The sequence below is a fragment of the Chroococcidiopsis thermalis PCC 7203 genome, assembly GCF_000317125.1.
GTDB lineage: Bacteria > Cyanobacteriota > Cyanobacteriia > Cyanobacteriales > Chroococcidiopsidaceae > Chroococcidiopsis > Chroococcidiopsis thermalis.
Genome location: NC_019695.1, coordinates 2,528,922 through 2,543,560, shown reverse-complemented (window position 1 = coordinate 2,543,560; position 14,639 = coordinate 2,528,922). Strand labels below are relative to the sequence as shown.

Annotated in this window: 11 protein-coding genes; 10 read left to right on the top strand and 1 reads right to left on the bottom strand. The window is 47.3% G+C overall.

What is annotated here, in order from left to right; translation table 11 throughout:
- The first annotated feature begins 148 nt into the window (after positions 1-148).
- The 10 genes from purC (at position 149) to CHRO_RS11105 (ending at position 13,355) form a co-directional block, all read left to right on the top strand.
- Positions 149-892, top strand: a complete 744-nt coding sequence (purC, locus tag CHRO_RS11145) for a phosphoribosylaminoimidazolesuccinocarboxamide synthase (protein ID WP_015154309.1) — start codon at positions 149-151, stop codon at positions 890-892.
- Positions 873-1,019 carry a hypothetical protein gene (locus tag CHRO_RS32030; RefSeq protein WP_181824310.1) on the top strand — a complete coding sequence of 49 codons (147 nt, stop codon included), beginning with the start codon at positions 873-875 and terminating at the stop codon, positions 1,017-1,019. Before purC ends, CHRO_RS32030 begins: the two co-directional genes overlap by 20 nt.
- Positions 1,020-1,070: 51 nt before the next feature.
- Positions 1,071-3,683: a BamA/TamA family outer membrane protein gene (locus tag CHRO_RS11140; protein ID WP_015154308.1), complete on the top strand. Its 2,613-nt coding sequence runs from the start codon at positions 1,071-1,073 to the stop codon at positions 3,681-3,683.
- A gap of 11 nt (positions 3,684-3,694) precedes the next feature.
- Positions 3,695-4,618: a UDP-3-O-acyl-N-acetylglucosamine deacetylase gene (gene lpxC / locus CHRO_RS11135; protein ID WP_015154307.1), complete on the top strand. Its 924-nt coding sequence runs from the start codon at positions 3,695-3,697 to the stop codon at positions 4,616-4,618.
- 140 nt (positions 4,619-4,758) lie between these two features.
- A complete protein-coding gene (gene fabZ, locus CHRO_RS11130) occupies positions 4,759-5,295 on the top strand; it encodes a 3-hydroxyacyl-ACP dehydratase FabZ (RefSeq protein ID WP_015154306.1) in 537 nt (178 codons plus the stop codon).
- Positions 5,296-5,489: 194 nt separating this feature from the next.
- A complete protein-coding gene (lpxA, locus tag CHRO_RS11125) occupies positions 5,490-6,323 on the top strand; it encodes an acyl-ACP--UDP-N-acetylglucosamine O-acyltransferase (RefSeq protein WP_015154305.1) in 834 nt (277 codons plus the stop codon).
- A gap of 88 nt (positions 6,324-6,411) precedes the next feature.
- On the top strand, positions 6,412-7,611 hold the full coding sequence (lpxB, locus tag CHRO_RS11120; RefSeq protein ID WP_015154304.1) for a lipid-A-disaccharide synthase: 1,200 nt from the start codon (positions 6,412-6,414) through the stop codon (positions 7,609-7,611).
- Between the two features lie 290 nt (positions 7,612-7,901).
- Positions 7,902-10,193 carry a M48 family metallopeptidase gene (locus CHRO_RS29590; protein ID WP_015154303.1) on the top strand — a complete coding sequence of 764 codons (2,292 nt, stop codon included), beginning with the start codon at positions 7,902-7,904 and terminating at the stop codon, positions 10,191-10,193.
- A gap of 686 nt (positions 10,194-10,879) precedes the next feature.
- A complete protein-coding gene (locus CHRO_RS11110) occupies positions 10,880-11,377 on the top strand; it encodes an RNA recognition motif domain-containing protein (protein ID WP_015154302.1) in 498 nt (165 codons plus the stop codon).
- A 697-nt stretch (positions 11,378-12,074) separates the two neighbouring features.
- Positions 12,075-13,355 (top strand): glycosyltransferase family 4 protein, encoded by a 1,281-nt coding sequence (locus CHRO_RS11105; protein WP_015154301.1) that lies wholly within the window; start codon positions 12,075-12,077, stop codon positions 13,353-13,355.
- Between the two features lie 72 nt (positions 13,356-13,427).
- Here the strand turns inward: CHRO_RS11105 and alr are convergent, their stop codons facing one another.
- A complete protein-coding gene (gene alr, locus CHRO_RS11100) occupies positions 13,428-14,633 on the bottom strand; it encodes an alanine racemase (protein WP_015154300.1) in 1,206 nt (401 codons plus the stop codon).
- Positions 14,634-14,639: the final 6 nt, after the last annotated feature.

The window sequence follows — 14,639 nt, the reverse complement described above, 5'->3', positions numbered from 1 at the left end:
AACCAACTACCAATTACCAACTACCAATTACCAATTACCAACTACTATCAACTCCATTCCCTGACTCCTCATTTAAGTGTCCAATAGTGGCTAAAATGATTAAGCCTGTACCTGGCAAGCTAGAACGCTAATCAAGAGTAATCCTGAAATGGTTGCACGATCGCTGCTCTACGAAGGCAAAGCCAAAATTGTTTACACGACAACAGAGCCAGAAATATTACTGGCACATTTCAAAGACGATGCCACTGCCTTTAATGCTCAAAAGCGAGGCAGTATTGTCGGCAAAGGAGAGATTAACTGCACCATCTCCACTGTGTTGTTTCAGTATTTAGAAAAGCAAGGCATTCCGACACACTGGCTGGAAAGCATTAGTGCCAATCAAATGCGCGTCAGGCGATTGCAAATCTTGCCGTTAGAGGTGGTCGTCAGGAACATTGCCGCAGGGAGTCTCTGTCAACAAACAGGATTACCTCTAGGGACAGTTTTGAAACAGCCGTTGGTAGAGTTTTATTACAAAAACGATAGTTTAGGAGATCCCTTATTGACGAGCGATCGCCTCTTTTTGCTAGAGCTAGCAACTCCAGAACAAGTCAACCAATTACAACAAATGGCGCGCCAAATTAATCGCTATCTGAGCGAATTTTTCCAGCGTTGCGATCTGACCCTGGTAGACTTCAAGCTAGAGTTTGGGTACGATGCTCAGGGACAGTTACGGCTGGGTGATGAAATTAGCCCCGATACTTGTCGTTTATGGGACGTAGCTGAAACAGACCCCAATCGGCGAGTCATGGACAAAGACCGTTTTCGTCGCGACTTAGGCAATGTCGAAACCGCCTACCAAGAGGTGCTGCGTCGCGTGTTAGCTCAAGGTAATGAGGGAGGCGGGAATTAGGGAGTCGGGAGTCGGAAGTGGGAGACAAGGAAGACAAGGGGGACAAGAAAGCAGAGGAAGAGAGGAGCAAACAATTGCTAACCGTCAACAGTCAACCGTCAACTACCAAATGACAAATGACAAATGACGAATGACAAACTTTTATTGGTGTGCGGACGTGCTAAATAGGTGAAACAAAATGCGTTTATTTCGTGTATGGGTAGCGATCGCGGCGATCGCGAGCTTTCGGCAAGTCATGCTGGTGCAAATGCCAGCAACGTATGCAACTCCTGCTAATCGAAGCGCGACAGAGGAGCAAGGAAAACAATTTAAAGTCAAAAGTCAAAAGTTAAAAGTCAAAAATAATTCTGAAATTGCCAGAAGTCGGAATTCTCCGACGTCTTCACGTCAAGTGTTAATCGCCAGCTTAAAGGGAGAAAAGGTTGTAACAGCAACACCAAAATTAGCAGCAAAAAAATTAGCAGCTAAAGAAAGCTTTTCTCTAAAACCAAGTACAAATCGTAGCGATCGTCATCTGACAGAGCATGGCGCAGCGGCACTCAAAACGCGAGCGATCGCCCAACTCGACTCGCAGGACGAGACCCCCAGAGGAATTGAAATTCCGATTAACCGCGATCGTCAACCAGCACCGGATTCTAAACCAGCGACAGAACCAGCTACGCCGCCAACAGTACCAGTGCAACCAGCTCCAGGTACGGAATCTCTACCGCAGCAAGAAACACCCAATCGCATTCAAGTTCCCGTGACTCCTAACGGCGCACCTGCACCAGGAAGCGTTCCCAATCAGCCAAATCCACCTATTCCTCCATCTACTCCAGCACCAGAACAAAAACTACCAACAGATGCGCTTCCCCCTACGCCAACTCAGCCAGGAACGCCGGGAGAAACTCAACCCACGCCAACTCAGCCAGGAACGCCAGCACCAAATCAACCCACGCCAGAAACTCAACCCGAAGCCGCAGAACCTAGAGTTCTTGTCGCAGAAGTCGCTGTGAGTAGCGAAACTGGCACTTTGACTGAAGAATTACAAAACGAAGTTTACCAAGCAATTCGTACCGCTCCAGGGCGAACGACAACGCGATCGCAATTACAAGAAGATATCAACGCCATTTTTGCGACAGGCTTTTTCGCCAACGTCCGGGCTATACCGGAAGATACACCCTTGGGCGTGCGGGTTGCCTATATCGTGCAACCCAACCCAACCCTTCAGCGAGTCCAAATCGAAGCTAACCCTGGTACAAATGTTCCGTCTGTCTTGCCTCCCAAATTAGTTGAGGATACTTTTAAGCCGCAGTACGGCAACATTCTCAACTTCCGCCGCTTGCAGGAAGGAATTAAGCAGCTCAACGAGTGGTATCAGAAAAATGGTTATGTCTTGGCACAAGTGATTGCCGCGCCCCAAGTTGCACCAGACGGCACGGTGACGCTCCAAGTATCGGAAGGGGTTGTTGAAGATATCCAAGTCCGTTTCGTGCGGGAAGGCGAAGCAACCGACGATGAAGGCAAACCAATTCGCGGTCGGACGCGAGATTTTATCATCACGCGAGAACTCGCCCTGAAGCCCAATAACGTATTCAATCGCAACGTGGTTCAAAGCGACTTGCAGCGAGTTTACGGACTAGGGATATTTGAAGACGTAAATGTTGCCCTCAACCCCGGTCAAGACCCCCGTAAAGTGATTGTCGTGCTGAACGTGGACGAACGCCGCAGCGGTAGTTTGGGATTGAGCGGTGGTATTAGTTCTGCCAGTGGCTTATTTGGAGCAGTCAGCTTTCAACAAAACAATTTAGGTGGCAACAACCAAAAGCTAGGGGCAGAGTTGCAGGTTGGTACGGAACGGAGCGAGTTGCTGTTCGATCTTCGGTTCACAGACCCCTGGATTGCTGGAGACCCCTATAGAACTTCCTATACAGTCAACTTATTCCAGCGGCGATCGATTTCGCTAATTTTTGATGGAGATGACGAGAATATCGAGGTAGGCGACCCCGATGATGGCGTGCGTCCCCGCGTGCGGCGACAAGGTGGCGGCGTTACCTTTACCCGTCCTTTGTCTCGCAATCCCTTGGCTCGGTCGGAATGGACTGCATCCGCAGGCTTGCAATATCAGCGTATTTCCATCCGCGATGATGATGGTGAAGTCACGCCAGAAGGTAGATTTAACGGTAGAGAAGATATCCCCTTGAGTTTTTCTGACGACGGTTCAGACGATTTGCTCACTGTACAGTTAGGAGCAGTGCGCGATCTCCGAAATAACATCACGACACCTACTGACGGTTCTTTCCTGCGATTAGGCGTAGAGCAATCGATTCCCATCGGTAGCGGTAGCATTCTCCTGAATCGATTGCGGGGTAGCTACAGTCAATATATTCCGGTCAACTTTACTAGTTTCAATGAAGGACCGGAAACTTTAGCTTTTAATATTCAAGCTGGAACGGTCATTGGCGATCTACCTCCCTACGAAGCCTTTTCCATTGGTGGTAGTAATTCGGTACGGGGTTACGGAGAAGGAGAATTAGGCAGCGGACGCAGTTTTGTCACTGCTACAGCCGAGTATCGCTTTCCGATTTTCTCGGTTGTCGGTGGCGCTCTATTTGTCGATTTTGGCTCCGATTTAGGGACGGCAGGTAACGTACCTGGAGAACCAGCAATTCTACTCGATAAACCAGGTACGGGAGTCGGCTACGGTGTTGGCGTGCGAGTCAATTCTCCCTTGGGACCCCTGCGCCTAGACTACGGCTTGAACAGCGACGGCGATAGTCGCATTCAGTTCGGTATTGGGGAGAAATTTTAGGGGTAGGGGTTATGGATAGGAGACAGGAAATAGGAGGACAAGGAGATAAGGGTGACAAGCGAGAAATTAATTCCGAATTCCGAATTCCGAATTCCGAGTTCTCCTCACAACAATACACTCTCGCAGGTACGATAAGTCAGTCGGGAGTCGGATTGCATAGTGGAGAGACTAGCCAAGTTCGCATTTTACCCGCCGCAGCGGGAGAAGGGCGCTATTTTGTGCGGGTCGATTTGCCAACTCAACCAATAATTCCTGCTCGCGTTGAGGCGGTTAGCCAAACCGTACTTTCAACGCAACTCGAAACTGGAACGGCATCCGTGCGCACCGTAGAGCATTTGCTAGCAGCCCTAGCAAGCAGCGGAGTCGATAATGCCAGGATTGAAATTGATGCGGCAGAAGTGCCGCTGTTAGACGGTTCTGCGCGAGTCTGGGCAGAGGCGATCGCCAAAGTTGGGCGATCGCCTCTGCCAGCGCCTACTATTATTCCCCAATTACTAGAACCCATTTGGGTACGTGAAGGCGATACTTTTGTCGCAGCTTTGCCCGCACCAGAAACCCGCTTTACTTACGGAATTGACTTTGAGACTGAGGCGATCGGCAATCAATGGCATAGTTGGACGTATAATACATCTACATTTGCGGCAGAAATTGCCCCAGCACGCACTTTCGGTTTGGCAACCCAGATCGAATTCTTGCGATCGCAAGGGTTAATTAAAGGTGGAAGTCTTGAAAATGCTATTGTTTGTACCCCCCAATCATGGCTGAATCCACCATTGAGATTTGCAAATGAACCAGCACGTCATAAAATTTTAGATTTAGTGGGAGATTTGTGCTTACTGGGGACATTCCCCAACGCTCATTTCCTTGCTTATAAAGCAAGCCACAAACTACACGTTCAACTTGCCCAACTGCTGGAGCAAAAAATGAAATCATGAAGGAGACAGGAGACAGAGACAGGAGACAAGAAAGACAAGGGGGTAATTCTAGTCACTAGCCACCAGCCACCAGTCACTCACCTGACTCCCTGCTCCCTAATCCCTTCTCTGCACAGCCCCGATCTTTGAGAAATTCAGCCATGTCAACCCTGATCCAAGTCAATTCCCCAGATTCTCCTGCTAGCGATGATGCTAATCTTCAGCATCTCGATCGTCAAACTGAAGTTACTCCTACCCCAGAGAAAACAACCCTCACAGTCGAGCAAATTCATGCACTTTTGCCTCATCGCTATCCTTTTGCCCTGGTAGATAGAATTATTGAGTACATCCCAGGGAAAAGAGCGGTTGGGATCAAAAATGTGACTTTCAACGAACCTCATTTTCAGGGACATTTTCCCCAAAGACCATTGATGCCTGGAGTTTTGATTGTAGAAGCTATGGCACAAGTCGGTGGAGTCGTGTTAACTCAAATGCAAGAAATGGACGGCAATTTGTTTGTGTTTGCTGGCATGGATAAAGTTAGGTTTCGGCGACAAGTAACTCCAGGAGATCAGTTGGTGATGACAGTGGAACTGTTGTGGGTAAAGCGTCGTCGTTTTGGGAGAATGCAAGCCCGTGCTGAAGTTGACGGTCAACTGGCAGCAGAAGGTGAATTACTCTTTTCCCTTGTAGAGTAATTTAGCAGAAGTCAGAAGTCAGAAGTCGGAAGTCAGAAGTCAAATGTCAGAAGTCAAATGTCAGAAGCGATTTACGCACCACTCACCACTCATCGATCGCTGATAACTTTGTAGAGACGTTACATGTAACGTCTCTACACTGATAACTGATAACTGACAACTGATTTTCTAGCGCCTCGATTGGAGATGCATCCTTGAAAACACTCATTCATCATACTGCTGCAATCCATCCAGGAGCAGAACTACACCCGACCGTAGAGGTAGGTCCCTACGCGGTTATTGGTCGGGAAGTCAAAGTTGGTCCCGAAACTACCATTGGCGCTCATGTTGTGTTGGAGGGACCAACAGAAATTGGGGCGAGAAATCAAATTTTTCCGGGAGCGGCAATTGGGCTAGAACCACAAGACCTTAAGTACGATGGCGGTTCCTCAATGGTAAAAATTGGCGACGGCAATCGTATCCGCGAGTACGTCACCATCAACCGCGCCACTCGTACCGGAGAAGCCACGATTATAGGTAACAATAACTTATTAATGGCTTATGCTCATGTAGGTCATAACTGTATCATTCAAGACTCTGTGACGATCGCCAATGGTGTGGCTCTAGCCGGACACATCCACATTGAATCACGCGCCACAATCAGCGGCGTTTTGGGCGTACATCAATTCGTGCATATCGGAAAACTAGCAATGGTGGGTGGTATGAGTCGTATCGCTAGGGACGTGCCACCCTATATGTTAATAGAAGGCAATCCAGCACGAGTGCGATCGCTCAACATTGTAGGAATTAGACGCGCCGGTATTGCCCAAGCAGAACAAGGGCAGGTCTATCGTTCCTTGAAAAAAGCTTTTCGCATTCTCTATCGTTCCGATCTCACTCTCAGTCAAGCTTTGGAACAATTAGAGCTAATTGCAGATAACGAACACGTACAGCATCTGTTGCAATTTCTGCGGATGTCCCAGGTTAAACCCAGGCGCGGTTCCATTCCTGGGCGACAATTGCCTAACAGTGACGAGGAAATATGTTAGGCAAAGTCAAAAGTCAAAAGTCAAAAGTCAAAAGTTAAAACACAATTGACAACTAACAACCAACAACTTATCAAATGACAAATGACGAATGACAAATGACTACAGAATTTTCATTAGTACGGGCGAAGTTTCGGGCGATCTTCAAGGAGCTTTACTTGTAGAAGCATTGCACCGTCAAAGCCGCGATCGCAATCTGCCTCTGGAAATTGTTGCCTTGGGAGGCGATCGCATGGCAGCATCTGGCGCTCGTCTTTTGGCTAATACTGCTAGCATTGGCTCTGTTGGTACTGTCTGGGAAGCAATTCCATTTGTCTTACCTACCCTCAAAATTCAAAGTCAAACTAAACAATATCTCCAACAACATCCCCCCGATCTTGTCGTACTCATAGACTATGCCGGACCCAATTTGGCTTTAGGCAGCTACATCCGGCGAACTTTTCCCCAAGTTCCAATCGTGTATTTTATTGCTCCCCAAATGTGGGTTTGGTGGTCTAATCGGAGAGAAATCGATCGCTTAGTCAAGATGACGGATCGGTTGTTGGCAATATTTCCCGCAGAAGCCAGTTATTTTGAACGCTTGGGCGTGTCAGTTACTTGGGTAGGGCATCCTCTACTCGATCGCGTGCAGGCAGCACCTAGTCGCGAAGTAGCAAGGGCTAAGCTAGGTATTGCACCAGAGGCTCTGAGCGTAGCGTTAATTCCTGCCTCTCGTCACCAAGAATTAAAATATCTGCTGCCAGCAATGTTTCAAGCAGCAAAAGCAATTCAGGCAAAACTACCACAAGTAAGTTTTTGGATTCCCCTATCTTTAGAAATCTATCGCCAACCAATCGCCCAAGCAGTAAAAGATTACGGCTTACAAGCAACTATACTTTCCGGTCAAACTTTAGAGGCGATCGCGGCAGCTGATTTAGCAATTACTAAATCTGGTACGGTCAATCTAGAAATTGCCTTGTTAGACGTGCCGCAAGTCGTAATTTATCGCGTCAGTCAATTTACAGCGTGGATTGCCCGCAATCTCCTCAAAATTAACTTACCCTTGATTTCGCCACCGAACTTAGTTGTCGATCGCGAGATCGTCCCAGAGTTACTTCAAGATCGAGCCACACCGGAAAATATTACCCAACAAGCTTTAGAATTGCTGCTCAACCCAACTCGTCGCCAGCAAGTTTTAACAGACTATCAGCAAATGCGATCGCTTCTAGGAGAAACAGGCGTAGGCGATCGTGCTGCTACAGAGATATGGCAAATATTGTTAGCTAGAAGTCGGGAGTCGGGAGTCGGGTGAGTGGCTAGTGGTTGGTGGCTGGTGGCTAGATGGTTCTGACTTGTGACTTGTCCCCACACCCTTTTCTTCGCTACTCGCGACTCACTTTCTACTCATATCTAGCTGATTGTGCCAGAATCGGTGGCGATAAGGTCAGGAGTTACGCACAAGAAAATCTGAGATCTCGATCTCCCCTGGTTCCCCCCTTAAAAAGGGGACTTTAAGCCCGTTTTTTAAGGGGGTTTGGGGGATCGACTGCGTAAGTCCTAGAAGGTATTGGCGATCGGTGAAAGCAAGAAAGTTTATGGTTTATGGCTATGACTGGCGATCCTGAAATGTTGCTAGAAGCAACAAAAACAGCACTGCAACAAGAAGACTATCAAGGGGCGATCGCTCATTTAGAAATCCTCTGTCAGACAGAAAATATTTCCATCGCCAAGCAACAAACTCAGCCAGCAACTTCTAGTAGCAATATCAAATACCTGCTCTCCCTTTGCCGACTCTTAGCGCAAAGCAGCAATCTCCAAATCGAAGAGCTGAGGGAGTTTCTAAGCAGAAGAGCAGAGGAGACTATGAAACTAGGAGCAGAGGGAGCAATTCTAGCCACCAGCCACCAGTCACCAGCCACTTTTCTCCAATTCAAGCAAGCACCAAGAGCGCAACGCTGGCAGCCATTACCAACTATTAATTTGATTCCATTTTGGTTGTTACAGTGCGGTAGCGCGATCGCTCTATTTTGGTCGATCCAACAACTCATTGAGTTGGCGATGGGATTGACTAACGATTTATTGGTAAAACTCCCCTATCTAGAACCGTTTCAGCCGTTCTATCACGACCATACTACCAAGATCGTATTTGTATTGGTGCTGTTGCTAGCCCTATCCCCTTGGTTGATAGATGGATTACTAAGATGGTGGTACGGGCTTCAACACTTATCTCTGGAAACTTTGGAAATTTCTAGCCCAGAAGCTAGCAGGCTGCTACAGCGATCTTGTCGCCAGCACCACTATCGTTTACCTCAGTTGCGCGTGCTACCTACAGCCGTGCCGCTTATTTTCACTTATGGCAACCTGCGCCGCACGACAAGAATAGTCGTAAGTCAAGGTCTGCTAGAGCAACTCGCAGATGATGAAATTGCCGCTATCTATGCAACACAATTAGGGCAGATAGCTAATTGGGATTTTATCGTTTTATCTCTATTTTTATTAGTTACTCAGTTACCCTACATAACCTATTCCCAGTTATCGCAGTGGGGCAACAAGATATCGAATAAAACTCTCCAAGCTTTTATCGCGATCGCCGCTAACTTTGCTTATGGACTTTGGTTGCTTCTGCGTTTACCAGCGTTTTGGCTCTCTCAGTTACGCATATACTACAGCGATCGCCATGCCGCAGAATTAACTGGCAATCCTAACGCCCTCAGTCGCGCCATACTCAAAATTGCCCGTGGTGTGGCTCAAGATATTCAACAGCAAGGACATACCAGTTGGTTGCTAGAAGGTTGGGACTTACTCACAATTATCAGTTACAAACAAGCGATCGCCCTGAGCAACCTACATTCATTACCCGAATTAGAAGTAGCTTTAGCCTGGGACTGCACGAATCCTTTGCGCTACTGGCTTAGCATCAACCAAGCTCATCCCTCAATGGGCGATCGCCTCCAACGGCTGAATCAAATTGCCCACTTTTGGCGCTTGGATACTGAATTAAATTTACGAATGAGTCGGGAATCGGGAGTCGGGAGTCGTTGGGGGACAAGGGGGACAAGGGGGACCCCACGACCGAAGGGAGTGGGGATTAGGGGGACAAGGGGGACCCCACGACCGAAGGGAGTGGGGATTAGGGGGACAAGGGGGACCCCACGACCGAAGGGAGTGGGGATTAGGGGGACAAGGGGGACAAGGAAGCTAGAGGAGAACGATCGCGCACCACACCCCACACCCTTCTTTCTTCACGACTCGCTGTTATTACAAGTTTCTCCTTACTTAGGAGTTCTCCTCGGTGCTGCTTTTAGCAGTTTTATGTGGCTAATTGGATGGCTCGGCGGTTACTGGTTGGGTAATCCTTACTTAGCTTGGATGTGGGGTGATTGGTGGATCGTGCGTGGTAGCTTGGCGATTGGCTTGAGCCTCGGTATTTTTCTGCGGCTAAATGCTTTATTTCCAGAAACAAAGTCTACCAGCTTGCTAAATCGTCCCAATCTTGCCGAGCTGTTGTCTAATCCCGATTTATTACCAGTTGTCCCGCAGCCTCTCCGCCTCCAAGGTAAGTTGTTAGGACGGCGCGGTATTGGCAACTGGTTCGGACAAGATTTACTGCTGCATTTACCAACTGGCTTAGTCAAGCTGCATCATGCTTCTTGGCTGGGACCCCTCGGCTGTCTTTTGCTTAGACCCTCTACCGACCCTACCGATTTAATTGGAAGGCATGTTATCTTAACAGGCTGGTTCCGCCGTGGGGCTACGGCTTGGATCGATATTGAAATTTTACGAACTCAAGCCGGTAAAACCAGTACCAGCAGCCATCAGGGTTGGTCGATCGCACTGGCGATCGCCGCTACAATTTGGGGCGTGTACGTCATTGTAAAGGGAGGCAGTTATTAATTATCAGTTATCAGTTATCAGTTATCAGAGAGCAGGGAGCAGAGGAGAATAACAACCAATTACCGATTACCAACTACCAATTACCAATTACCAACCAATAATGTAAAGATTAATTGCAAAATCCTAGTTGTTTATGTTACATTTATTTACATAAACAACTAAAGTCCGGATCTAGCTGCAAGTTAAAGCGACCTAACGTCTTACGCTTCGGTTAGTTTGGGTCAGGTTTTTCTCCTTCCAACACAGCAACAGCCAGACCAGCCACAGGCTGGTTTTTATTTCAGGAGTTAGTGAGACAGGTATCGCATTTCTGTACTCAATAGCCCGAGCCGAAGTTAAAAAACTGACAATAAGCACAAATCTATTTTGAAAACAATATCTATAGTGTCAACCGTGATATTTTAGAAGATGGTGTCAACTTTCCAGGCGATCGGAAATATCATCAGGAGTCAAACGCCGTTGCGATCTAACCGCCAAAACTGCGCAGTCAAGCTTTTAGATCGTACCGTAGCATGATAAACTTATCAGTCTTTGCCAATACAATGAATTGGATTTTAGAAGTTGACAGTTTAAGGCAAAAGTTAGTTGGCGACGGTTTGCGGCGATTCTTGCCACTATTCACCTCACCCTCCTGTCAGAAATTTTGTTAACAACCTTAATTGCATCCAAGTTGAGAGGTACATTTCATGCCAGTCCGTTTATACATTGGTAATTTGCCAAAAGATGAAGTCGATCGGCAAGAGTTGCAAGCAGTTTTTGCTGATGCGGGTAGTAACGTGACTACAAAAGTCATTAAAGACCGCAAGACCGGAAAGTGCCGTGGTTTTGGTTTTGTTACTGTCAATAATGACGAGCAAGCAGACGAAATCATCGAGAAATATAACGGCTATATGTTTAAGGAAACGCCACTAAAGATTGAGAAGGCGTTGCCTCGTAACAAAGGTCAAGAAGAGGAAGACCAAGCCCCTGTTGCTAGTAGTGCTAATACTGGAGATGCTCCTGTTAGTAGCAACGCAGAAAAAAGCGGTGGCAATAAGCGTAGTGGGAAAAAACCTCGTCGTGGTGGTTCTGCCGGAACTTCTACAGGCTCGTCTGATGCTGAGGGAATTCGTCCCGATCCTCGTTGGGCTTCTGAACTAGAAAAGCTGAAACAGATGTTGGCAGCTCAAACTACTAATGGATAGGCATCTGATTGAGGGTTAGGTGTTGGGAGTCAAGGATTGTTTGCAATTAGCGGTTGACGATTAGCGAATAGTTGTTGTCAGCTGTTTCTCATCTGCACTCCTACTCTCCCCCTATACTCTCTGAGTGGGCGTTCTAGTTGTTAGAGTGACTGCGACATGAACTCAGCCTCGCCTCAGAATCTTCTGGGAAAAAATGTGCTAAGCGATCGCTCTAGAGGCATATGGAAAAAGTCGGATATTGAATGTATTCAATTAAATTTTTAAATATTATATAGAAAATAAACTTATACGTTAAGTCAAAAATTATACAAAATCAACCGGAAGTTTTGCTCGTATACTTAGTTGTTTTTATACTTAACTTTCATAGAAAACTTGCTCGTAAGTTAACTCTTGCCAACAATAACTAATTGAAGCTGTGCTTTAGGTAAAGAGAACTTGCAGCGATGCAACCTTTCTTAAATATTTTTTGACATACCTAACTGTCATCAATAAAAAGTAACAGTAGAAATCTATCTTTTGGCGCGGATAATCCCTAAGGAAGATTTGTATGCATGGCAATTCATCCACCTAGAGGATGCGATCGCGTGTGGTATTGTGTAAATTAAACTTAATAAACTTTAGGGGTAAAGACAGAAGCCTTTGTAAAGTCTCCTTACATTCACCCCTGTTACGGTGCAAATTCAATAGCCACAAAGCTATGAACAACAAAAATCAAAAGCGAATTGCCCTAATTTCAGTCCACGGCGACCCTGCGATTGAGATTGGGAAAGAAGAAGCTGGAGGGCAGAACGTTTATGTCCGCCAAGTGGGTGAAGCATTGGGTAAACTGGGATGGCAGGTTGATATGTTTACCCGCAAAGCTAGCGCCGAACAAGCAAAGATTGTCGAACATAGCGAGAATTGTCGGACAATTCGCTTAACCGCTGGTCCTGAGGAATTCGTTCCGAGGGACAATATTTTTGGTTATGCCTCGGAGTTTGTCGAAGCATTCCTCCAGTATCAACAGCAAACTGGTTATCGATATCCTCTAGTGCATACCAACTACTGGATTTCTAGCTGGGTGGGCATGGAATTGAAGAAAGCCCAATCCATCAAACAAGTCCATACATATCACTCTTTAGGCGCAATTAAATATAAGTCGGTTGCAACCGTACCACTGATTGCCTCGAAGCGGTTGGAAGTCGAAAAAAGGGTACTAGAAACAGCAGAGCGGATTGTTGCCACTAGCCCGCAAGAAAAAGAACACATGCGATCGCACGTCTCTACCAAAGGTAATATTGACATTATTCCTTGCGGTACAGATATTCATCGCTTTGGCGCGATCGACAGCAAAATTGCCAGACAACAGCTAGGAATTCCCCCAGAAAGCAAAGTTGTCTTTTATGTCGGACGATTTGACGAGCGCAAGGGAATTGAAACTTTAGTGCGAGCAGTTGCCCAGTTGCAATTGCGCGGCAAAGAAGACATCAAACTGATTATCGGTGGTGGTAGCCGCCCAGGACAAAGCGATGGCATCGAGCGCGATCGCATTGAAGGTATTGTCAAAGAATTAGGGATGAGCGATTTTACCTCCTTCCCCGGACGGCTAGGCGATGTCGATCTACCTGTTTATTACGCCGCTGCCGATGTTTGTGTCGTTCCCAGTCACTACGAACCATTTGGTCTAGTTGCCATTGAAGCAATGGCAAGCGGTACGCCAGTGGTGGCTAGCGATGTCGGCGGATTGCAATTTACTGTCGTCCCAGAAGAGACAGGCTTACTCGCTCCACCTAAAGATGATGCAGCCTTTGCTGTTGCTATTGACCGAATCTTGAGCGATACTGCCTTCCGAAATCGCCTCGGCTCATCAGCAAGACAACGGGTAGAAGATATGTTTAGTTGGGAAGGAGTCGCCAAACAACTAGGTGAGCTTTACACCAAACTGATGACAGAAACATCAACCGTCGTACCCACGAAGAAAAAAGCTATTAGCGCGTAATGAGTGGTGCGTGGTGAGTGGTGAGTGGTAAGTGGATGATTTCCTTGCCAATTGCCACTCGTCACTCTTTTCCTACTCCCTGCTCCCTGCTCCCTGCTCCCTATTCACAGCAACCCGAGGCAGACGGTGCTTAAAGCCGCAGAGGATTTCCCAAGAAATTGTTTTTAAGACTGCTGCCCAATCATCAGCAGTAATTTGTTCTTTACCTTCTTGTCCGAGGAGAGTGACAACTTCTCCAACTGCTACATCTGGAATTGCCGTCACATCTAGCATTAACTGATCCATAGTAATAGCACCAATTTGGGGGATGCGCCGACCGCAAATCAGAGCCTCCATGCGGTTAGAGAGATTGCGCGGTACGCCATCAGCATAACCAATTCCCACCACAGCCAAGCGGAGTTCGCGATCGCTGACAAAATGATGTCCGTAGCTCACGCCTGTATTGGGGGGGATTGTTTTTACCTGCGTAATTCGCGCTTTGACTTGCAGTACGGGTTTCAACTGGACAGAACTGCTGAGATGAGCTGCTGGGTAGAGTCCATACATTGCTAACCCCACACGTACCAAATCGTAATGTAGATCGGGGCTAGTCAAAGTAGCAGCTGAGTTGGCTAAATGCAGCAATGGAAGAGACATACTAGCTGCTTGAACCTGTGCGATCGCCGTTTCAAATCGCTGCTGTTGTTGCTGCATTATCCTGCGGTCTGGGTTTTCTGCCGTTGCCAGGTGAGAATAAATACTAGCGATTTGCAAATGCGGTAAAGAATGGACTAGCTGCACGAACTCTGTTGCTTGTTCCCACAGGGGTCCAAGGCGAGACATTCCCGTATCGAGTTTGACATGAACTGGTAAATTACCACCCGTAGTCGCAGCCAAAGTTTCAGAGAAGACCAAAGCTTGTTTGGGGTCGCACAGCGTCGGTTGAAGTTGCCAGTGGGCGATCGCCTTTAGTTGTTCCGGCGTATGCGTTGCACCTAAAATCAAAATCGGCGCGTCAATTCCTGCTTGGCGCAGTTCAATTCCTTCCGGTATGGTTGCCACACCCAACCAATTTGCTCCAGCACTTAAAGCTGTACGTGCCACCGTCACCGCTCCATGACCGTAAGCATCTGCCTTCACAACTGCCATTAACGCTGTTTTAGCCGCTAGCAAGCCCTTGAGTTGCCGCACGTTATGGGCTAAAGCACCTAAATTGATTTCCACCCAGGCTCTTTGACGCAATCCACCCACGACATCATTACTAAAAACCGTCTTCTCACTCTGCTCCTGACTCAGCATCCCCAC

What these genes read in the sequence shown, in the direction of transcription:
- alr (WP_015154300.1), bottom strand. Translation starts at nt 14,633, where the DNA reads ATGCTGAGTCAGGAGCAGAGTGAGAAGACGGTTTTTAGTAATGATGTC.
- fabZ (WP_015154306.1), top strand. Translation starts at nt 4,759, where the DNA reads ATGTCAACCCTGATCCAAGTCAATTCCCCAGATTCTCCTGCTAGCGAT.
- lpxC (WP_015154307.1), top strand. Translation starts at nt 3,695, where the DNA reads ATGGATAGGAGACAGGAAATAGGAGGACAAGGAGATAAGGGTGACAAG.
- CHRO_RS11140 (WP_015154308.1), top strand. Translation starts at nt 1,071, where the DNA reads ATGCGTTTATTTCGTGTATGGGTAGCGATCGCGGCGATCGCGAGCTTT.
- CHRO_RS11110 (WP_015154302.1), top strand. Translation starts at nt 10,880, where the DNA reads ATGCCAGTCCGTTTATACATTGGTAATTTGCCAAAAGATGAAGTCGAT.
- CHRO_RS11105 (WP_015154301.1), top strand. Translation starts at nt 12,075, where the DNA reads ATGAACAACAAAAATCAAAAGCGAATTGCCCTAATTTCAGTCCACGGC.
- CHRO_RS32030 (WP_181824310.1), top strand. Translation starts at nt 873, where the DNA reads ATGAGGGAGGCGGGAATTAGGGAGTCGGGAGTCGGAAGTGGGAGACAA.
- CHRO_RS29590 (WP_015154303.1), top strand. Translation starts at nt 7,902, where the DNA reads ATGGCTATGACTGGCGATCCTGAAATGTTGCTAGAAGCAACAAAAACA.
- purC (WP_015154309.1), top strand. Translation starts at nt 149, where the DNA reads ATGGTTGCACGATCGCTGCTCTACGAAGGCAAAGCCAAAATTGTTTAC.
- lpxB (WP_015154304.1), top strand. Translation starts at nt 6,412, where the DNA reads ATGACAAATGACTACAGAATTTTCATTAGTACGGGCGAAGTTTCGGGC.